The organism is Paenibacillus sp. WC2504, from assembly GCF_052682475.1.
Genome location: NZ_JBQZFH010000001.1, coordinates 2,182,297 through 2,204,075, shown reverse-complemented (window position 1 = coordinate 2,204,075; position 21,779 = coordinate 2,182,297). Strand labels below are relative to the sequence as shown.

At 48.9% G+C, this 21,779-nt stretch carries 14 protein-coding genes and 1 pseudogene; all 15 read right to left on the bottom strand.

Annotated elements, in window-relative coordinates; translation table 11 throughout:
- Position 1: 1 nt before the first annotated feature.
- Entirely contained in the window at positions 2-1,144 is a 1,143-nt protein-coding gene (locus tag ACUN27_RS09725; protein ID WP_326060348.1) for a glycoside hydrolase family 88/105 protein, read from the bottom strand.
- 27 nt (positions 1,145-1,171) lie between these two features.
- Positions 1,172-2,314 (bottom strand): oligogalacturonate lyase family protein, encoded by a 1,143-nt coding sequence (locus ACUN27_RS09720; protein ID WP_315951733.1) that lies wholly within the window; start codon positions 2,312-2,314, stop codon positions 1,172-1,174.
- 45 nt (positions 2,315-2,359) lie between these two features.
- Complete coding sequence (locus ACUN27_RS09715; protein ID WP_315951735.1) at positions 2,360-4,417, bottom strand: glycoside hydrolase family 65; 2,058 nt, start codon at positions 4,415-4,417, stop codon at positions 2,360-2,362.
- 45 nt (positions 4,418-4,462) lie between these two features.
- Entirely contained in the window at positions 4,463-6,745 is a 2,283-nt protein-coding gene (locus ACUN27_RS09710) for a helix-turn-helix domain-containing protein (RefSeq protein WP_326060351.1), read from the bottom strand.
- Between the two features lie 106 nt (positions 6,746-6,851).
- A complete protein-coding gene (locus ACUN27_RS09705) occupies positions 6,852-9,038 on the bottom strand; it encodes a glycoside hydrolase family 88/105 protein (RefSeq protein WP_445558802.1) in 2,187 nt (728 codons plus the stop codon).
- Positions 9,035-10,372: a Gfo/Idh/MocA family protein gene (locus ACUN27_RS09700; protein ID WP_326060354.1), complete on the bottom strand. Its 1,338-nt coding sequence runs from the start codon at positions 10,370-10,372 to the stop codon at positions 9,035-9,037. The genes ACUN27_RS09705 and ACUN27_RS09700 overlap by 4 nt, the downstream gene beginning before the upstream one ends.
- A gap of 106 nt (positions 10,373-10,478) precedes the next feature.
- Entirely contained in the window at positions 10,479-12,023 is a 1,545-nt protein-coding gene (locus ACUN27_RS09695; protein WP_315951742.1) for an extracellular solute-binding protein, read from the bottom strand.
- Positions 12,024-12,095: 72 nt separating this feature from the next.
- On the bottom strand, positions 12,096-12,965 hold the full coding sequence (locus tag ACUN27_RS09690; RefSeq protein ID WP_315951743.1) for a carbohydrate ABC transporter permease: 870 nt from the start codon (positions 12,963-12,965) through the stop codon (positions 12,096-12,098).
- Entirely contained in the window at positions 12,965-13,843 is an 879-nt protein-coding gene (locus ACUN27_RS09685; protein ID WP_315952234.1) for an ABC transporter permease, read from the bottom strand. The genes ACUN27_RS09690 and ACUN27_RS09685 overlap by 1 nt, the downstream gene beginning before the upstream one ends.
- A gap of 863 nt (positions 13,844-14,706) precedes the next feature.
- The gene (locus ACUN27_RS09680; protein WP_445560610.1) at positions 14,707-16,239 is read right to left on the bottom strand and encodes a copper amine oxidase N-terminal domain-containing protein; all 1,533 of its coding nucleotides are present in this window, start codon (positions 16,237-16,239) and stop codon (positions 14,707-14,709) included.
- Positions 16,240-16,351: 112 nt separating this feature from the next.
- Positions 16,352-16,852: an NUDIX hydrolase gene (locus ACUN27_RS09675; protein ID WP_326060356.1), complete on the bottom strand. Its 501-nt coding sequence runs from the start codon at positions 16,850-16,852 to the stop codon at positions 16,352-16,354.
- 491 nt (positions 16,853-17,343) lie between these two features.
- On the bottom strand, positions 17,344-19,032 hold the full coding sequence (locus tag ACUN27_RS09670) for a ribulokinase (protein ID WP_326060357.1): 1,689 nt from the start codon (positions 19,030-19,032) through the stop codon (positions 17,344-17,346).
- A gap of 68 nt (positions 19,033-19,100) precedes the next feature.
- Positions 19,101-20,072, bottom strand: coding sequence for an ROK family protein (locus ACUN27_RS09665; protein WP_315951747.1), 972 nt, complete (start codon positions 20,070-20,072; stop codon positions 19,101-19,103).
- Entirely contained in the window at positions 20,069-20,704 is a 636-nt protein-coding gene (locus tag ACUN27_RS09660; protein WP_315951748.1) for a D-sedoheptulose-7-phosphate isomerase, read from the bottom strand. The genes ACUN27_RS09665 and ACUN27_RS09660 overlap by 4 nt, the downstream gene beginning before the upstream one ends.
- 23 nt (positions 20,705-20,727) lie before the next feature.
- Positions 20,728-21,777: pseudogene (locus tag ACUN27_RS09655) on the bottom strand (extracellular solute-binding protein); the annotation flags it as partial.
- Positions 21,778-21,779 lie beyond the last annotated feature (2 nt).

The following is a 21,779-nucleotide window of genomic DNA, read 5'->3' as shown; positions in this document are numbered from 1 at the left end:
CTCATTCCTCACACGACTCGCGCAGCTGCTCCATCTCAAGTGTGGCAAGCAGCAGCGGAGCAACCCCCATCAACACATCGCTTACGATCGCTTCGCTTAAATAATACGCGTAAGAGCCGTCCCGGTATTTACGGCCGCCAAGGCCCGCACCATGACAGATCTGATGCAGGTGCACACCTTGCTCATCTTCCGTCACGAAACGCTGCAAAATACCTTCATAAGCTCGTTCTACCACGCTTCGGTCGATTTCCGCCAAATATTGCAACCTGATTCCCTTCGCAATTGCATAAGTCAGCATGCAGGAGCCCGACGACTCCAGATAGTTCCCCTGCTGGCCATTGCAATCCATGACCTGGTACCAAACGCCGCTTTCTTGATCCTGCGCTCGTACAACGCTATTTACCATCCTTTCAAAAATACCCATGAGCTGCCCGCGTTTCGGGTGCCCAATTGGAAAATGCTCTAGCGCGTCCACCAGCGCCATGGCATACCAGCCCATTGCCCGTCCCCATACATGTCTCGATCGGCCTATTCCGTTAGCGCACCATCGCTGCTCTTGGGTTTCGTCCCAGGCATGATGCAGCAAACCCGTCTGCGGATTGCGCGTATGCCGCTCGACCAGCAGCAACTGATGAGCTGCCTCGTCAAACCAGCTGTTGTCTTGGAAGGTGTGGGCATATTCAGCCATATAGGGCGAAGACATATACAAGCCGTCCAACCACATTTGATAGGGATATATTTTTTTATGCCAAAATCCACCTTCACTCGTGCGGGGTTGACCGACAAGCTGCGTAATCAGCAACCGCGCCGCAGCCTCATATTTCGCTTCGCCTGTTTCCCTCCATAAACGGAAAAGGTTTTTTCCTTTATTAATATGATCAAGGTTATAATCGTTAAGCTTGTAACCGCGTATCGAGCCATCTTCTTGAATAAACACATCCATATGCCGCTTGACGAAGTCATGATATTTGGCCTCGCCCGTCCAATCCCCCAGCTTATCAATGGCTGCAAGCGCCATTCCTGCGACATACCCCCATTGGTTGGCCATTTTCGGGTGGTAACCGTCTTGACTATGCGACAAAATCGCTTCGCCGACCTTGACGGACATTCGTTCGATTTTCGTATCCAGCATGGAAACCTTCATGGCTTATGCCCCCTCTCGCTTCATTTGTTATGGCGTGAATAACGGCAATACCGTAAAGTCCTCCGGGACATGAACCAAATACAAATTACCGTACCCGTTTTTATCGCTCGTAAATAACACACGTTTGCCTTTCGCATCAAAACGCGGATGGGCATGCACTTTCTGCGAATGAAAGCTGCAGCGCAACTCGCACAGCATGCGAGGTCCGTCGTAAACCCCGTCCTGTTTTCGCCAAATGCTCAGCGTCTTCACCGCACTTTTGCCGTCAACGATGGCTTGCCCCAAACCGTCTGCATAACCATGCCACGTATCAAAATGAAATTCCGTTTCTTCCAGCTCTGTATTGTTATACCGGATGCTGCCGAAGAAATTCGTTCCGTTCGCACGGAACCCGTGGTAGCCAATCGTTACGCCGTCGGGATAAAAAAATTCGTGCCCGATCTTCTCCTCCGGCTCAAGACGCTCACGAATTTTCCACGCTTTGCCGGTGCGCAAATCCAGTCCCCAAATGCGGTGATCAACCAAATGCCAAGGTCCCTCATGACAAAATGTCATCAGCCAAGGCTCTTTGGGAGACGCGTTGATATGCGTAATAAAACGATGTGCTTCATAAATGGTTTCCGCGCCGCCATTCACTGCGTCAATGCGTATGATCATGCTGTGTGGAGCAGCTTCCATGAGTTCACGATGACCCACATAACCGTTGCCCAGGTCCAGTCGAATCCGGTGCGATAAGTCTTCTTGAACACAAGTACAGACATGCTGTCCATCGGCGCTGGCGCTTACATTACCGAGGTGATATCCCTGAGGCGCTTCATACACCACTTTTTCATCCAAATCTCCGAGTAAATCCAGGCGAATAATCCGTGTTCCTAGCTTAATGTATACAGCACTCCCATCCGGCAGCAAACAAGCATCGATATGATCATTTCCCGGGTAATTAGTCAGCTGTGTAATCTCCCCGCTCTCCACATGCATGCTGTACAAATTGGTGCTGTTGCCACGATCCGAGACGAAAATAAGACGCTGTTCCTCGTCATACCAACCGCTTTCCGTAAAATATAAATGATGGCTGTGTGACTTGTAATCCGTCAGTTGTATCACTTCAAGGCCAGTGAATCGGTCCCTTGCCGATTTGCGTTCTGAGGGCCATATTGTTCCTTTTCCCATACGCTCTCCTCCTGATTATCCATTTCATTCAACCTGCAAGTTGACCTACAACCAAGGCTTTAATCCTTCCCATCTCACCTTCCAACTGCCATCCTGCGGAAAACCCGGGTTATTCAAGTTGGAGCCGCCTTCCCAGCCGGCAGCCATCATGGCAACAGCTGTCAATAAACCTCCGTTACCTGGCAAATACGCAGACAAACCAGGTCGCTGATAGTTATGGCCATTGGTTAAATACGTGTTTTTTGCAGCATCCATAAGCAGGAAGTCAACGGCCAGATCCGGTTCACCAAGTCTTGCTGCCGTCATGGCACACATTGGGAAATCCCAGCCCCAGGCGGAACCCCATTTCCATACCTCTTTCACCTTCAACAGGGTATTAAGCATCACTTCGCGGTCAATCATCGTGCCAGGTAAAATGCCAAGCGCACCGAGCATCGATGGATGATCATGATTCTTAGCTGTAAAGGTATCCGGACACAGCTCATGGGCCAAATACACCCCTTCAGCCTGCGGAGGATTGGCCATCATCCCGGCAACCTGCACCCACTTCGCATGAGGTGTTTCCTGCAAAAGCTCCGCCCAGCGAATCGCAATCTCCAGGCCATATTTCCAGTACTCAAGCTCGTACGGAGGATTTTTACTGCCTGCAAGCGAGTGGCACTCCTGCGCCGGGATTAATGGCGGGCCTAAATCGTAAACTTGCTTCGCTTCGTCCCAGTGAGCATAAGAGACCATGAAATCCGCCGATTCATAGACAATATCGCGGAATCGTTCCAGCAGCTCCCTTGTAGGCTGAGCTTTGTAACATAGCTCCGCAAGCGTCATCGGGTGCGGCTGCTGCCAGATCAACCCGGGCGCGACAGGCGAAGGGCACGGTTTTCCTTCAAAGTCGACCATCTTGGGCCATCGGGCGCCTTCATATCCTTGCGATTGAGCGAGTTCGCGAGCAACCGGTAAGATACGGCTGTACCAATCCATGCTTTTCAGCAGAATATTTTCCCGCCCCCACAATGGAAAATGCGCTCCATGCCACCAATGCATCTCCAAGTGGGACTTTCCGAACCAGCTGTTATACATAAGCCCCGTCTCTTGCGGCGGCAAGGAGCCGCCACTGTGCATAGCACACAAGAACTGGGACAGAACAACGCGTCTTTCAAGCTCGTAAGCTCTGGGATCCGAGCTGCCAGAGAAATCGATTGCCGCCCCGCCGAGCCAAAATGTCTCCCAGTGCAGCTTGCTTGCTGCAATCGTCTCTTCAAATGACGGCGCTGTATGTGCAGATTCCGGAGTAAAAGTTACAGAAAATTCAATCAAATCAACTTGTTTTGAAGGAGGGAGCAGTGTGAACTCATGCGCTCCTGTCCGTGTAAGGCTGCCGGCACTCCAAGCCCAGCGCACCTCGTATTTATCTTCATCCATCGTACGTTCCAACAGGGCTTCGTTGCCGCTGCCTTCGCGCAGTTCCGTCCTGTGCCTATCATCGTTATCCCAGTCAGGAAATACCGTCTTCGCCCAGCCTGTATTCGTCATATCGGGTGCCGGGAAACGCATGAACACCTGCAGTCGGCCTTGTGCAATTAAACCGGATTCCACTTGCACAGCAATCGCGTCAATGGAAGGATGACAAGCCGTGGTAACATGAACCGGGACGCCTTGAATGGCATACGCACTAGTCAACACGCCCGACCAGAGATTAAGCTGCTGGCTGATCGGCGCCACATCGGCCGCTTCTGCCACATCACCCGATTCCAGCAGAAAGCGAAAAGAAACTCGTCCTAATTGCAGACGATGCGGGTTCATCCTCAGCCAGTGATAAGCCTCCGCAGTACTACCGGGTTTCATGGGGTAGCCGACTAGTCTGCCATGCGTTTCGAACATTTGGTATTCAACATCCTGATCCGTAAATCGATTTCGTCCGCCCGTATAGTGCCAACCCCAATTGGACTGTGTGCCCAGCGGTACCTCATATTGATTCGGGAATGACTGTAATCCGGTGAGATCCGCACTAAAGGCGAATTCACCGTTCCCCACGGAAAATGGGGACAAAGGGTCCCATTTATTCAATTCGGGATTATGCCGTTGTATGATTTGCCGTCTGTCCATAGTACCTCCCAGGTTTGCTTATCCGATTCGACTGACGCCGCTTGTCTATTCCAGCATCGCGTCCGTACGTGTTCTCATCATATCCCGGTACTTACCCGGGGTTATATTCTTGAATTTGCGGAAGCTTCGAATGAAGCTGTTCTCATGCTGGTAGCCAACCATGATCGCAATGTCCGAAATCTTGTTTTCGGTCTTCAGCAGCAGGTCCGCCGCACGTTCCAAACGCAGACGCGTTAAATAGTTATAGATCGTTTCTCCCGTTTCTTGCTTGAAAATCTGACTCGCCAAGCTGCTGCTAATTCCAACGTCGTCAGCAATCTCCGGGATCCCGATGGTCTCGCTCAAATGCTGCTTCATATAATCAATCATGCGGTGGCATGTAATAAAATCCTTGCTTTGAACGAGTTTATGGAACCGCTGAACCAACGGCTGAACCCGCTTACAGAGATCCTCTTGAATATCCCCTAGATGAAAAGTATCGTATCTCTCTAACGCGCTGCCCTCCGCACATTCGTCATCAGCCTGCCATAACTGCTCTATGCGTTCAAGCACGGCCCGTAAAAAGGTTATAGCCGCTGATGGATACCCATATTGGCTTCGAACATCGGAGATTAGACGTTCAACTGCTTCCAGCGATCCGGTCTCGTCCCCCGATTCAATCAATTGCGAAAGCTCTTCCAGCTTTCCTTCATCCACGACCGTCTCCCTGACTTCATGTCCTGATACTTCATGAAACGGAATAACTTGCCCATATCCTTGATAAAGCCGATAATTCAGCGCATTCTCCGCTTCCAGCATCGCCTGACGCAGCCGGGCAACTTCCGTTTGAGGGGTGCTTACACCTACCGAAACGCTGAACTTGAGCAATCTGGAAACAACCTCAATCGCTTCCTCCAGCTTGCGCTCAAGCACGATCCCCGCTTCAAGTGGTTGCAGCAATATCGCCATCTTGTCTTTGCCAAAATCAGCGCAAACGACCCGCCATCTTTGCTCGAACAGCTCGGCGACAATGTTCGCCATGGCGAATTTCAGCAACGATTGATCGTCGCCCGTATACTTCCGCGACCAATCCTCATATCGGTCGATTGAAATGACCGCTACCGTAACAGGCTCTGATGACCATTCGCCAAAGTAACGATGCCACTTTTCCTCGATATCCCGCTTGCCGGTCAAGTTCCCCGTATACATATCGTAAAGCAGCTTGGATGACGCCTCCGACATTGTCTCTCTTACGAGCTGAGACAGATGGGCATGGTTGCTAAGCAGTTCACCGGCCAGCTTCTCCAAATCGATGCCTTCAGGATTCATGGACTTGCGGTCGTAGCTGCTAAACAGCTGCATCAACCTGCGGACCGGTCGGAAAGCAGCGGCATTGATATAGAAAATCGTCGCGCATCCAAGCGCCAGTGCAGCCACGGAAACGGTCAATACAACATTGCGCACCTTCTTGGACTTGGCCAGCAAACTGTCCTGCACGACAATGGACACGTATTTCCAGCCCGTTACTGGCGAAACAAGCTGATTAACCAGCAGTTTGCGGTTCTGATGAGTAATGTCACTGCTGCCATCTTCCCGCAGTTGGGCCAGTGCCTGCCGAATCGACTCCTGATCGAAATCATAGTTGGAGACCGCGTACAGAATCTCATCATGCTCGTCGATGATGTAGCGCATCCGATTTAAATTATTGAGGACGGGAGGATTCAGCTTAGCAAACAATTCCTCATCCTTGAGATTGACAGTGACAATCCCCTTAAACTGTCCTTGAATCATAATTTTGCGAAACAGCGTAACTTCGGAGCCTTTTCTACCCGCGCCTTCCGGCACCTGACGTTTTTTGATAACCGTCATCCCGTCACCGAACTCGTCCACCACGTTAATCCAATCCGAATCGTCAAAGTTCAGTTTGCTTGAGCTGTAGCCCTGCGGAATCGCAATGAAGCTCCCTTTTGTCATGTCATACACATAGATGCTCTTGATATATTTCGAATTGCCTATTAGGGTTGACAGCAATTGATAAATGTCCGATATGTTGCCGTACGAATTCTGCACCTCACTGGTCAGAAACTTATAAATATTGGCGTTCAAAGCAATCTGAATAGCGGCTTTATCACTCTCTTTGATAGCGTCATCAATGACGTTCATATTCAATTGAAGCATCTGGCGCTGTGGCTCGCTGAGTTCTTCCTGCAGGACAGACTTTGACGTATAGTAGGATGTCAGGCTGACAGCAAGAATAATTAGAAACACCGAAATGGTTAAAATGAGGACAAACCGGGTTTGCGTATGGGCTAAATTGTATTTCAGCCACTTCTTCAAGGATTGCGTCACGTTAGGGTTCCCACCTTATTAGGAGATCTTACTATTATAGCGCGATCTGTTCCCTCGCGACACGATCCTTTCCGGCGGTTGCCTCTCATTCTCACTCTGGAACACCTCAGCTTTTCATACCTAAGCTGTTCATCATGGCGTTCGTTTCGATGCCAGCCAAAAGCACAATGCCAATCCCGTGTGTGTCATTCAGGTTCCAGCCAAGCTCATGCTTATAATACGCATTCGAGTAGGACCAGCTAGAGCCTTTGCATACGCCGTACAAGTTCCCGTGCTTATCAATGACACGAGCGCACAAGCCATTCCAGCCGGACATCACTGCTCGAGTGAACGCTTGAGGCTCCAGCAACCAACCGTGCCGCACACCGAGTGCAAAGCCGTACATGAACATAGAGGTACACGATGCTTCCTCGTACGACTCAGGATCTGTCAGTACCTGATGCCACAAGCCGTTTTTGCCCTGCAGCCGGAGATACCCTTCCGCCAACTCCCGATAAAAACGGAGAATCTCCTTGTAGCTGGAGTGCCCTTTAGGCAGCGCTTGCAAGAGCACGGAGAGCGAGAAAAAGACCCAGCCGTTCCCCCGTCCCCAAGTCGTCAATGACGGCTTGCCGCTGCTTACGTCATACACATGAGACATGATTTGCTGCTCAGGCATGTATAAATACTTTTTATATAACAGCAGTTGGCGGGAAGCTTCCTCTACATATCGCAAATCCCCGGATAGCTCGCTATAACGGCATAGGAACGGCACACTCATATACATATCATCGCACCACATCGTATTATGCATGCTTGGAGATACGCCGATACGACGGTAAAGTGTTCCGTCTTCCAGACGGTCCTGTACATTCATGATGTAATGGGCGATGTCATCTGAAACCGCACGCGCTCCCTTCACCTGCCGTAACCTGTTCGCTAGAATGGCGAGCGCTCCAAAGGACCCACAGTCGTCCAGGCTATCAATATGCGATAACTGATTATTTAGTCCTGCTGCTCCAAATTGTTTCCGGTCCCAAAGGGAGTACGCATAGGTTGACGTTGCAAATTCCACGTGGCGAGTTACGTAATCCGTCATGTCGCTGCGCGCTAGCAAACGGCTTGTCTCAAGCAGCCCGAATAAGGTTACGCCAAGCGGATAGTTCCAACGGCCGAAGAGCTCGTTCTCCAGAAAGGGTCTAACGAAAGCTTCAGGCTCATTCGTCATCCAGAATACCTCACCTGAAGAACCGGCAGCAATCGTATCCATCTTCATATAGTCATTGGCTCGCAGCTCGGCGTCAGCAGCGAATGGCCCCAGATGCAGCCACTTTCCTGCATAGCCATGGACTTTAACCGGCGAGTTCAACACGACATTGGACAAGTCCCCAAACAGCTGAAACCCCCAACTCTCCTCAGTGCAAGTGCTGTATGCCACGAGGCTTCCACTTCGCCGGCACGCTTCTAAATTAAAACTGAACGAACCTGCCCCGGCAGCTTCATAAACTTTATGTCCATTCCAAATGAAGGTTACAGGGCCATAAGCGACCCCCGACACGGTTACAGGACCGGTCATCGCCGGGTCAACTCGGACGGACGTCCATGAGATCGCCTTCAAACCCGGGGATAGACCATAGAGTTGTTCCAACCGGCCTTGCCAGTCACTGCTGTCTGCACGCTTTGGCAGCCAAGACACCGCACTTGCTACCTGTTCCCTCATCGTCGCAGCTGGCATTTGTGTAAGCGGACTATCCATCGGAGACGTATAGATCCAGCCCTCTTCCCCCTCACGCTCTAGTGAAGGTGCAAGAAAGGTATAGGGCTTATTCTTGCGATTGCCAGAGCCAAATTCCGCTCCGCATCGCCCATCCGCACGTTTGCCAAGCTCCATTACAAAATGGTTCCAGCCCCGCACCAGCGCAATCTTCAGCTTCAGCGGTGGCGTCCCTTCCGCTTCCTCCTCAGGGGCAGAGCCAAAGCGCTGCTCCCCATTGTGGTACAATCGGACAGGCCCGAGACAGCGAAGAAGAAAGATAAACTCTTGCGGCTCTTCGATCCACAGTTTCGCCCAGGCATATACCCGCTGTCCCGTATGCATCTCCGGAAAAATACGTTCAATCGGAAACGAATATGTGTGATTTTCCAACTTGCGGATTTCACTAGCGCGTGTCACTCTGTACACTGGACCGTGGGGGGGATGCTCGCCGATGTAACGCTGGGCCATTACGGTCAGAACATGGGGAATGTAGGTACCGTCCGTTTGGGCGGCCATACTTTCCTCTGGATCTATATAGCGGGTTAACGATGTCGTCATTGTCCTGCCACTCCTTTCCCGCTTAAACTGAGAGCCTTCTCAGAGAATCCTCCGCTAAGCACTTCCTCAATGGTAACCGGTCGGTGTTCCTTCACAGAGCGCCATACCGCTTCCCCAGTCGCCACGGAGAATGCGCCATCCACAGCTCCGGATAGAATCCGATAAGGCCTCCGGCGATCTTCGCCCATAAATAAATCCTCCAACAATAACGGATCTCCGCCTCCATGCCCGCCTTCTCGGTGCACGACATGGATCGTTTCCTTAGAGCCAAATAACGGGTAATAATCGATGGTCTGCACCGGCGTCGGAAAAGGGGTGCGGCTCGGCATATGGTACTCCACCGATTCAAGTCTCCCCTTCGTACCGTTAATGGCCAATCGATATCCCTCGTATGGCAGGGAGAAGTTAACTGAATAACTGAGGAGTGCGCCACCGTTATATTTGACCGTTGCTGCATAGGTATCCTCAATATCAATTTGGGAATCGAAGATACATTGATCAGGCCGATAGTCCGAGTAAGGAAACTTGCTTTTCACTGCACCCAGCGAACCGAGATGATCGTCCTGCACTTGAATAGTTTTGCTCCGTGTGTTCCAACGTGAGTAATAATCACATTCGTTCGTTAGCTCACAGGTCGTACAGAAACGGCCATCCTCCTTCTTGGGGTTCGCTTCCCCTTCAGCTCCATAATAATTCAAGGCGCCATATGCGAACACTTCGACAGGCTGCTGTCCAATCCACCAGTTCACCAGATCGAAATGATGCGTGCATTTATGGATAGATAACCCTCCGGACAGCTCCCTAACCCGATTCCAACGTTTAAAATAACTTGAACCATGGTAGGTGTCGAGATACCAATTCAAGTCAATCGAAGTAATCCTGCCTAGCTTGCCTTCCAGGAGCATTTCCTTAATTTTCGTATGAATAGGGGCATATCGGTAATTGAAAGTAACGGTGACCGTCCCTTTACTTGCTGACTCCGCCTCCATCACGCGCCTTGCGTCCTCTCCTGTTGTCACCATCGGCTTCTCCGTGATTACGTCTAAATCATGCTCAAGGGCCGCTATGATATATTTCGCATGTGTATCGTCACGCCCAGCGACAATGATGACGTCCGGGCGCGTCTCTTTAACCATTCGGTCAAATTCATGCTCGCCGTATGTACGGATCTCCTGCTGCTCCGGGAATCTCGTCCGAAATAGCTCGAAGCGAGCTTGGTCGCGATCCAACAAGCCGACGAGCTCGCTTCTAGCGGAGAATGTCGACGTAATGGGCTTGGCGAACATTCCCAGCGCCCGACCGCTTACCCCGCAGATGGCATATCGCTTTTTCATGAGTTGCATTCCCCTTCCATGCCTGCTGTTATTTATCTTCTCAGCGCGTTTGTGCCCGCAAGAAGCGAAACCGCCTCTGCGGGCGCACCATACGCCGGATACGTTGTTACTTCTTCACCTTTGCGTACCATTCTTGGGCGCGCTGCGTGACCTTGTCGCCTCCCGATTTGTTCCAACGGTCCACAAACTCATCGAATTTCGCCATCGGCCACTCACCGATCACGATTTTGGTCAAATATTCTTGGAAAAGCTTATGCGATTGAATATCCGGGAAACCCTCGTATACCGTGTTCGGCAGTCCGTCTCCTGCGATTCGGCGGGCATCCGCTGTGTTGACGGTGAAAATATCTTGCACCATTTTCTGCATGTTCTCTGGAATTGTTTCCTTGATGCGAATATCCATATCCTCTTTGGTTGTCAGGTTACGCATACCGAGAGCAAGCGGTCGGCTGTCCTCCGGTGGAAGCAGGACCTTTTTGCCATTCACGACTTGATGCTGAAGTCCTTCAATCCCAAACCGGATGAACTCATCGTTGCTTGTATCATAGAAGAAGTCGAGCAGTTTCAGGGATGCTTCGGCTTTATTTTTTGCTGCTGCAGGAATGATCCATTCCGGCTCACCCATCGTTTTCATCGTTACAAAACCTTGGAAACCATCTACTTTAGGCATCGGCATGCCAACGATATAAGCATCAGGCGCCCCCTTCAGCATCGCTGTATAGCGATCGCGCACACTCGCCGGGAGATGGTACCAGCTGCCAACCAGATTATTGTTGATTTTGGCCTGCCATACGTCGCCTTTGTTAAGGAACGTCTCGTTATCGAGCAGCTTCTCTGCATACAACTCCCGGATATAACCGATGGCCGCCTTCATGTTAGGGGTAACGCCCGCATACTGAATTTTGCCGTCATACAGGTCCCACTCCGGACTTCCTTCCCACATGGCGACACCGTACATGCCAAACAGGTGATCCATCCATTTGCCGAATTCCCGCCCCGAGGTCGGCAGCTCGTCTTTTAATCCGTTGCCGTTCGGATCTTTATCCCGAAATGCTTTCAGCACTTCCTTATAGTCAGCTGCTGTCTTCGGCATAGGCAGTCCGACCTTATCCAGCCAATCCTTCCGAATCATCGGTGCACGCTCGGGAACGAGAAACACCTTTGGCACATAATAAATATGGCCATCGGGCGAGGCCGAACGAACGACGTCCCATGCCTCCTTGGGAATGTTCTTCCATACATTAGGTGCGTACTTCGGAAGAAGATCTTCCAACGGCAGCGCTCCGCCTTGTTTGATCAACGTCTGCTCGATGCCGCCAATCGGACGTAAGATGTCAGGCAAATCGTTCGAAGCAATCATCAGATTGAGGAACTCTGTTGGTTCTGAGCCCGGAGGTGTAGTCGTCAGTTGATATTCAACGCCTGTTTTCTCCGCTACATATTTGACGTGCGCGTTATTCGCATCCGGAATGGTGCCTACGCCCATATGGCTTTTGAACACCTTCACCTGTACAAGCTTGTCGTTCTGAGCCCCGCCTTCCGCGACTGGGGTTTTGTCACCAGTTTGCGCACAACCCGCAAGGACTGTAACAGCAAGCAGCGAAACCGCTGCCGTAATCGCTCCCTTTTTACCGAATAAACGTTTCTTCATGCATGTATCCTCCCTTTTTTAAGCACATCATATATGAAGCCAGTCGCATTGCGGCTTTTATATCGGTTCTGTTTACTCCTTCAGCGAGCCTAGCATGGAACCCTTTACAAAGTACTTCTGCAAGTACGGGTATACTAAAATAATCGGCACCGTTGCGAACAGTATTGTTGCCGCTTTCAATGTTGTCGTATTGAAATCATAATCACCAAGGAACAGATTCACAGCAGTAAGCTCCTCCGGTGACTGCAAGTAAGCGCGAAGCTTCATTTGCAACGGCCATTTGTTGGGATCACGGATGAACAGCACGGCCCTCTGGAAAGTATTCCAATACCCAACGGCATAAAACAAACTGACCGTCGCGAGCACCGGCTTGGATAAAGGCAAATAGATTCGGAACAAAATGCCTGCATCGGTGCAGCCGTCCATTCGTGCTGAATCATCGAGCTCCGCCGGGATCCCCATAAAAAACGTTCGTATAATAATCATGTTAAACGTTCCAATTAACCCTGGCAAAATAAGCGACCATAGGGAGTTCATCATGCCCAGCTCCCGAACCGTCAGGAAAAATGGGATCATCGGCGCATTAAAAATCATCGTAATGATCACAGCCAGCATGAACGGCTTGCGAATGAGAAATTCCTTGCGGGACAACGGAAACGCTGTCAATACAGAGAACAGCATGCTCAGCAGCGTCCCGACAACTGTTATGTATAGCGTTACGCCGAATGCGCTCCATAATCCCTTATTTTGCAGGATATGTCCCCACGATGCCCAGGTAAATTCTACCGGCAGTAAGAATACCGTCTTCGAGTCAGCCGCGATGGGTGAACTGAGCGACACCGCCAAGAGATGGACAAGCGGCATCAACATCGTGCCTGCAGCTGCGGCTAGGAACAAATAGTTGACTACTTGGAAAACCTTTTCTCCATACGTCTGTTTCATTACCACAACCCCTGTTCTGTCTTTCTGGCCATTCGGTTAAAGATCCACAGCAGCGCGAAACCAATGACGGACTGGAATAATCCAATAGCTGTCGTAACACTGTACTGGCCCTGCAAAACCCCTGCCCGGTACACGTACGTCTCAATAATATCACCCACGGAATACGTCATAGGCGTCAACAGGTTATAAATCTGGTCAAAACCGAGCTCAAGGAAATTGCCGATGTTCAATAGGAATAGCACCAGAATCGTAGGAAACAGGATCGGGAGTGTAATATGAAGCGTCTGCTTCCAACGATTCGCCCCGTCCATCACAGCCGCCTCATACAAGTTCGGATTGATACCGGTAATTGCGGCAAGGTAGATAATTGTGCCCCATCCGACTTCCTTCCAAATGCCTGACAAGACGACAATGGTACGAAAATAACTCTGCTGCTGCATAAACAAGATCGGCTCGAGACCGAACCATCCCCGGACCATGTTTGCCACGCCTTGTGTGGACAATAGTTCAAAGACGATGCCTCCGACAACGACCCACGATAAGAAGTGCGGAAGATAGAACATGCTCTGTACGACTCTTTTAACCAGCATCAGCCTCACCTCATTAAACAGCAGCGCTAGAATAATAGGTGCAGGAAATCCGAACACGAGGTGATACGTGGCGATCGTCGCCGTGTTTCTTAAAACATGATAGAAATCTTGATACGTGAAGATGAATTTGAAATTATCCAATCCTACCCAAGAGCTTCCCAGCATGCCTTTGAAAATTTGATAGTTCTGAAAGGCGATGACACTCCCCATGAGCGGCACGTATTTAAAAATAAGGTAATACACGAGCCCGGGGATGATCATGAGATAAAGCATCCAATGCTTTCGCATATTAAGGAGATATCGATTTTGCGCTAACCTCGCATGCTTCACATCGCTGTGTGTGATTCCGGGCTTAGCCTCCGTATACAACTTTGCCACTGTTGCAAGCCTCCTTCACGTCTAGTACCGCAATCTTACCCGCTAGGGAGATGCCATGACAATCGTTCAATCCTCTATGGGATGAACCGATCCGCGATTTTCACATTTTTCCAGGATTTGAGAGTGGGAACAAGAAAGTGTTAATGCAAAAATGTCTCAATTCGAGGAATTGTGCATGCTTTGGAGCATCGGTTCATTGCCAACGAATCCTGCTAAAACGAGAAAAAGGGCCTATTTCGGTGAAATAGTGCCTGGGGAGGAAGGGACCGTTGGAGGAGTTAACTTCTCCTCCGTCGCTTAGCTTGTTAAGAGCCAGGTAGGAGCGAATTTTTGGGGTGGAGAACACCCAGCGCCGCTACAAATTCAGTTACTGAGACAATTGGCGGAGGGGGTAACCTCATACTAGCGTTAAGTTGGTCAACGATGCGCCATTGAGGAACTACAGGCCACTATTCTAGCAAATTCAGCCCGTTTCCGCTTTCAGCGGAACTACAGGGCGTTATTTGATCACCGAATCCCGTTTTCTTTAAGGAAAACGGACAAATAACGGCCTACAGTTCCCTTCCGCGCGAAAATGGGCCTATTTCTATGAAATAGTGCCCTGTAGTTCCCCTGGCCTGGGGGAAGCGCTCAAGCAATAGCAGCAAATATGATGGGCCGGTGTGCAGGGAAGCTTCACTTACCCCAGAACTATGAATAAAGCCGCCGGATGATTCCGGCAGCTTTTGTTTTTACGTATACGTCTATTCTAGTTTCCTATCACCTTGTCGTCTTTACTTATACAAATTAATTCTTCTGAGAATCTTATACATATCATCATAAATGATAATGTTACCTTTTGGATCGATGATAAATCGTTGCGGGGCAAGACCAAGCACAATTCGTTTGGGCTCAATTTTATCCTCTTCTTCTTCAGGATGAACAAAAACATTTGGATTGGGTGTAGGATCAAACGTATTGGTCTTGAAATTATAAAGACCCTTATGATATTCGGCCTTGTCTAAATCAGCATATTCTTCAAGTTTCCCTTTCACATCAACACGGTAGAATTGCTTGCCCCCCATTAAGTAGAAATTGCCTTCGTGCGCTATTGCAGATTTAATATCACCTACGTTAAGGGTTGCAACTACGCTCGCACCTACACCAGGAGTTACCAATTGAATCGTTTTGTTGTCCTGATCAAGTACGTACAAATGACCTTTATCCACGAGTGAAGTTAAGTGGTGCGTACGTATACTATCAATATTGGTATGGGTTGATAGAGCCTCTCCTTCATGTGCCGTATAGATACTACCTTTGAAAGAGTTGCTGATATAATAGGTTTGCCCATCATCGGACGGCTGTATGAAGTCAAATTTACTTTTCAAGTCGCTAGATCTATCGTAGGCAATTAGTTTCACGCTAGGATAAACTTGATAAAATACCGTCAATTCTTGATTAAAGTCGTTTCCCATGACAAAGATTTTATCCGAATTGCGATCATAATATAAAGAGTTCGGGATGAATTGATCGTAATTAAAATCCCTCATGATTCCATTAGGGTCCTTATAATCAAAATTAAATTCTTTTTTACTGAAGGATACCAAAAATTGTATTTCTAATTCTTCACCTTTATTTAAGCTCATTTTCTGAATGTTAAAACTTTGTGGAGAGCTTTCACCTAAAAGGTACAAATTGTTTTGGCCATCCGTAGTCATAACTACGCCTTCAGCGTAAGGGGCTCTAAATGCATACTTAGTACGATCAGTGAACTGAGGAATTCTTGTGATGGTTATGTTCGTCAAATTATCAACTGTCGGCTTTTCCAAACGCTCTGCAGCTGGCGCTACGTTATCTGGGATTGTTAATACCGCGGGTACGTTTACAATGCTAATCTCATGTGTTTGATCGTCGAAAGAAACGGACTGATGGAAATTTTCCGCGATAAACCGAATTGGCACTAATGTTGTATCATTTTCTATTACAGGCGGTTGTTCCAAATTAATTGCAGTGTCATTAACTTTTGCTGATGTACTTCCGATTTTCATGGTAATGTGTTGTGAAGCAAACGTTAATTGCACACTCTGCGTGTTCCCATCCCATATGACCTCGGCGCCCAGAGCCTCCGTTACAAATCTCAGCGGAACCATCGTCGTGTTATTCACCAAGTGAGGAGCCATTCCAAGTAAAACCGACTTGCCGTTATCTGAAGCTTGGATGTCATCTAATTTAAGCTTAATGACGGTTTTGTCATTCGCTACTGAAGCGAAAGTCGTATATGTGCCATAGTTCAAAGCGCATAAGGAAATAAAAGCAATCAAAATCATTGTTCGCAAGCAGATCCCAAGCATGTTGCTCTTCCCCCAAATTTCACTATCCAGTAAATTACCATTATTATCTATTGAATCTAGTAAAAAGACAATAGATTTACAAAGTCTTTTAATCCGTTAGTTTCTGTTTCTCCAGATACTTCAAATAAAACATAACTCCAGCCCTGTCTACACTGGAAAATTGATGGGGATCGTCCTTCATTTGTTGTCTTAATTCATCTACGGCAATCCATCTTGGGTTCTTAGTTTCATCACCTGATTGCACTAACTCCCCTTGCACTTTACAACGGAAGTAGACTCCAACCGAATCAAAGGGCCCGTTAAGGGTCTGATAAGCCCCGAAGGGTTTTAGACACTCCACTTCAAAACTCGGATCGATACCAACTGTATCAATCCTTGTATCTTCACCTTCAATTTCTACAATATCAAGGCCAGTCTCTTCCTTTACTTCTCTTATAAGTGCTATTAGTAACGATTCGTATTGCTCTATTCTCCCGCCAGGTAGTTCAATCCTTTGAGGTTCACCAGGTTTATTTCGTGTCTGAACTACAATTTCGATTGTTCCATCTTGTATTCTTTCAATGATCGCACGAGAATTAACTAAGAACATACGCCATCACAGCACCTTTCTTATCTTTTTCTTCCATACTAATTTCTAGGTTTCCCTCATAATCCCTTTACCTCACAGATGACCTTTGACAGCCTGATTTTTATGGATCTGCATCCATTAACAGGAAAAACTCCAGTTATTCAAAGCATTTTTCAACTATAATTCCAATAACTGGAAAAAACGCCGTTAATTCACCCCAACACCCCTGCTTCCTAGCTCAGTCGCCCCCATTAACTGGAGAAATGCCATCTATTCATGCTATAGCCTGATTACGCCACTAAAATTGCGGTATTATTTCCCGTTAATCTTAGGCAGCGCTCCCAAAAGTTCAAATAGAAGATGCTCCCTCGGAATACAGTCAGCTGGTTTGTGACTCAGAGCATTTCCTACCAAAAAAAACGGCCTGTCACCCGCAGTTCCAAAGGAACAAGCAGATTCACAGGCCGAGTACTTTTTGGTCGTGGCCGTCAGGCCATGCATGACTTGACGCTCTAAATCCCAGTTCGCATACGCTTCAGCTCACGCATTACCTTCCCTACTGGACCGGAAGGTACTCCGAACGCCTCATGCATCACACGATACTGGGCGTATAACCTGTCGTAAGCAGCCTTGTGCTCACGATTCGGTCGAATGGACTGCTCTTTCGTTTGCCCCATCGCCCGAATACCGTCACTCAGGCTGTCGTAGCCGCCTGCTTGGCTGCCCGCTGCGGCCGCTCCGCAGATAGCTGCGCCAAGCGCGACAGGTTGAGTCGATTTCGCCACCTTGATGTCCAACCCCAGAACATCGGCAAAGATTTGCATCAGCAGCTTATTTTTTTGCGGCAACCCGCCGCACGCATAGAGAGAAGCTATCTGCACTCCGCTATCTTCAAAGGTTTCGATGATCCGTCTTGTCCCGAAAGCTGCTGACTCCAGCAACGCGCGATAGATCTCAGCCGGTGTTGTGCTCAACGTCAACCCGACAAGGAGTCCGGATAACGCTTCGTCCAAGATGGGCGAACGCCCTCCGTTCCACCAATCGAGCGCGAGCAGACCGGACTGACCCGGACTTAGCTTACCGGCTTCACGCTCCAACCAGTTATGAACGCCTATTCCGTCGGCGGCAGCTTGACGCGTTATCTCTTCGGATACCGATGTGTTGACGAACCATGCAAACATGTCGCCAACGGCCGGCTGACCCGCTTCATAGCCGAACATGCCTGGCACTATGCCGTCCTCTACCACACCATTAACTCCTTGAATGAGATGTTCTTCATCGCCGAGAACCATGTGGCAGAGCGAAGTTCCCATAGCCAGAACCATACTGCCTGGCTCAGTGACACCACATCCGAGTACGGCCGCATGTGCATCGATGATGGCAGTAGAAACGGCTGTGCCTGGAAGCAAACCGAGCTCTTTGGCCATCCGTGGTTCCAAACCTCCTGCACGGGAGCCGACGGGTACTACAGCACCAGCCAGCTTGGTATGGTACAAACTCTCGAACCGCGGATCCAGCTGCTTCAGGAACTCCGTGGACGGGTACCCTTCCAGCTTGTGCCATATTCCCTTGTAGCCTGCACAGCAGCTGCTCCTGGCCAGCTCGCCGCAAAGCTGCCATACGACCCAGTCCGCCGCCTCCACGAAGCGATCGGCCGCCTCGAATACAGCCGGTGACTGTTCGGCCGTCTCCAGCAGCTTGGGCAGAAGCCATTCGGAAGAGATGCTGCCTCCGTAACGGGGAAGGAAATCTTCGCCCCTCTCTTTGGCCAAATGGTTTATACGTTCCGCCTGCGGGGCCGCCGCATGATGCTTCCAGAGCTTGGTCCAGCTGTGCGGATCGTTCCAGTACTCCTCGAAAAAGCATAATGGAACGCCATCCGCATTCACAGGCAGCACCGTGCAAGCGGTGAAGTCAATACCGATGCCGATCACGGACTCCGGCGGAATTCCGGCTTGCTGAAGCACTGCGGGCACCGATTGGCGAAGCACATCCAGATAATCCCCTGGATGCTGCAGAGCCCAATCCTTCGCGAGCATCACCTCTGAATCAGGCAGGTGACGATCTATTACACCATGTGCATAAACCGTTACATTTGCCGCTATTTCCTCACCGGTCTGCACATCCACCAAGACAGCCCGGCCGCTTTCCGTACCATAATCGACGCCAAGGGCGTACTTTTTGCCCCCACTCTCCATCATGATTTCCCCCTCATTCAACAAATACTTTTAAAGTATAATAAGTTAAAATTTGGTTTTATTGTCCACGCTTAACTGTTACTCAACATCTCCATTGCAACAGATACCCCTGCATAATCCCCAACCTGCTCCCCCAACCCGGCGGGCACGATCTCACAAACATCTAAGGAGAACGTTAGCGCTTCCTCCCTTAATGTTTCCATTACCAGAGGCTCCAGCAGCTTATGCTGTCGTCCATAGATACTGCCAATTACAATTTTCTCCGGATTAAGCACATCAATTAACATAGCAAGCCCTTGCCCCAAGCGGCGACCTACCGTCTCATAAACTTGAATCGCCATGGAATCCCCTGCTTCCGCAGCTTTTCCTACCGTTTCCGCAGTCAGACTGCTCAGATCGTCCATTGTTTGGCAATAAGAAGGTGGTTTCCCCTCCTGAATGGCTTGAAGCGACATCGTGCGAGCAAGCTTCGCAATACCGCCGCCACTGCAGAAGCCCTCAAATGAACCCGCCTTGCCGTATCCCCAGGGGCCATCGGCTTCCAAACGAACATGCCCTACTTCACCTGCCATATCATTCACACCTATATATAGCTGCCCATTAAGGATCAGTCCCGCTCCCATGCCTGTGCCGAAAGTAAGGAAAACCATATGGCGGCAACCTTTTCCCGCTCCAAAACGCCATTCGGCTAAGGCACAGGCATTCGCATCATTCTGTAATCCGACTGGAACACCATAACGTTCACGCAAAGGAGATACGACATCAATCTGATCCCAGCCGGGAAGATTTGGAGGAGAGAGAATGATGCCCGCTTGACTGTTAAGCGGACCTCCACAACTGATACCTATGGCTTCAGGTGTCCGATCTGGATAACGCAATAACATCGTATCAAGAGATGCGCAGATTTCACCAATTGCCATTTCTGGCCCAGATGGGGTCGGAAAGCTTATTTTATCCACGAATACGACGCTATCCTTCTCGACAACAGCCAAGCTTACTGCGCATTTTGTTCCACCAATATCGACTGCTGCAACTAGCGTCATTTTGGGAAAAACGCCTCCTCCAACATCAGGCATAACGCATGATAGATCGGCAGATGCCTCTCTTGAATGTCGAGGGTTTTCTCCCAAGGCACACATATCGTCACATCACATAAAGACTTTAATTTACCGCCGCTATCCCCTGTAAAACCAATGGTTTTCAAACCTTGCACCTTGGCAACCTGCAAAGCCCGCAAGATATTCGTGGAGTTGCCTGATGTACTAAATGCAATCAATACATCCCCTGAACGGCCATAGCCATACACTTGTTGGGCAAAAATCATTTCTGGATCCACATCATTAGCATAAGCGCTTATCAAAGCTGAGTGACTAACGAGTGAAATCGCCGGCAGCGCCCCTTGGAGCTTATCGGCAAGATCCAATCCTTCTCCCGGGAATTCACGTTCAAAACGGTCGCTTATGGTTGCGGATAAAGGTCTTTTGGAGATAAATCCCTTCATCAGCTCGCCTACAACATGCTCACAATCTGCGGCACTTCCACCATTACCGCACAATAACAGCTTGTTTCCTTGATGAAACGAATGGTTTAACAGCTCAAAACCCAATTCGATATCTGGTAAACAGCCTATCAATTCAGGATAACGTGTCGTCATTGAACTCAAAATAGCGTTCATTCCGTAGTACCCCCTTGATCAAGTTACTTCATCACTCGTGCAAGTGCCGTATTGTATATCTTTTCAATCTCGGTTGCCCCTTTGTCTTTGCATTGCTTGATAAAAGTATCCCAATCGTTTAATGCCCCTTCACTGACAATGAATTTATCCATGTTTTGAGTTAAATAGGCATCTAATTGTGTGCGTAGCTGTTTAAGCCGATCCCGTTCCTGTTTATTAAATGGAGGATCATTGACCTCTCGGTAATTAATCCCGTCAGCCAGATCCTGGTTTGCCTTTTCCGACCACTTCAGCAATTCCGGTGCAGAAGATAACAGGATCGGATGGTCATCGGATTGAAACGCTAAGCCAAGATAGCCGGTACCAAGGGCAGATTGCATCGCGCGGAAAGGATCTTGTTTATCTTTGAACTTCAATTTCGTTGCATCCGATATTTGATATTCGCCTCCAACAAGCGTGTAATCCACATTTTCTACCCCGAAACTGGTTAAATTCGTCCCCTCTTCTCCATACATCCAGTCGATCAGCTTAATTACTTCTTCCGGATTTTTAACTTTAGCACTTATCGCGTACATTTCACCGAGGTGATCCAGCTGATAAATGGTATTGCGCTTAACTCCTTTATTACTCGCCAGAGCAGGTAACAATTCGAATTTGGCTTCCGGTTCTTTAACCTGAAGTGCTTTATTAAAATTTGCTCCGAATCCATTGTTATCTTGAAAAAAGAATGACTTGCCTGAGCTTAATTTCTCTTGCCATATTTGAGAGGTCGCTACGGCATAATCTGGATCAAGCAGTTTTTCTTTATAAAGTTTATGAAGATAGGCGATAGCCTCTTTGAATTCGGGGGCAAAAGGACCAAATTTATATTGCTGCGTCTGCGGTTCATAGTAAATTTTAGTACCCGTAATATTCGTATAGCCACTCCCAAAGCCGAAAGCAACAGGGTTGATCAAATTTTCTGTTCCCGTTTTGCCATTCGCCGCTCTACTTGTAAAAGGATAAGATGCCGGATAAGCTTCTTTAAACTTCTTGAGTACCTGATATAGCTCTTCGTACGTAGTAGGCGCTTTTA

Coding starts and splice junctions, on each gene's coding strand:
- ACUN27_RS09670 (WP_326060357.1), bottom strand. CDS start 19,032: ATGATGGAGAGTGGGGGCAAAAAGTACGCCCTTGGCGTCGATTATGGT.
- ACUN27_RS09695 (WP_315951742.1), bottom strand. CDS start 12,023: ATGAAGAAACGTTTATTCGGTAAAAAGGGAGCGATTACGGCAGCGGTT.
- ACUN27_RS09675 (WP_326060356.1), bottom strand. CDS start 16,852: ATGTTCTTAGTTAATTCTCGTGCGATCATTGAAAGAATACAAGATGGA.
- ACUN27_RS09685 (WP_315952234.1), bottom strand. CDS start 13,843: ATGCGAAAGCATTGGATGCTTTATCTCATGATCATCCCCGGGCTCGTG.
- ACUN27_RS09725 (WP_326060348.1), bottom strand. CDS start 1,144: ATGAAGGTTTCCATGCTGGATACGAAAATCGAACGAATGTCCGTCAAG.
- ACUN27_RS09690 (WP_315951743.1), bottom strand. CDS start 12,965: ATGAAACAGACGTATGGAGAAAAGGTTTTCCAAGTAGTCAACTATTTG.
- ACUN27_RS09665 (WP_315951747.1), bottom strand. CDS start 20,072: ATGACGCTAGTTGCAGCAGTCGATATTGGTGGAACAAAATGCGCAGTA.
- ACUN27_RS09705 (WP_445558802.1), bottom strand. CDS start 9,038: ATGACGACATCGTTAACCCGCTATATAGATCCAGAGGAAAGTATGGCC.
- ACUN27_RS09660 (WP_315951748.1), bottom strand. CDS start 20,704: ATGAACGCTATTTTGAGTTCAATGACGACACGTTATCCTGAATTGATA.
- ACUN27_RS09680 (WP_445560610.1), bottom strand. CDS start 16,239: ATGATTTTGATTGCTTTTATTTCCTTATGCGCTTTGAACTATGGCACA.
- ACUN27_RS09720 (WP_315951733.1), bottom strand. CDS start 2,314: ATGGGAAAAGGAACAATATGGCCCTCAGAACGCAAATCGGCAAGGGAC.
- ACUN27_RS09700 (WP_326060354.1), bottom strand. CDS start 10,372: ATGAAAAAGCGATATGCCATCTGCGGGGTAAGCGGTCGGGCGCTGGGA.
- ACUN27_RS09715 (WP_315951735.1), bottom strand. CDS start 4,417: ATGGACAGACGGCAAATCATACAACGGCATAATCCCGAATTGAATAAA.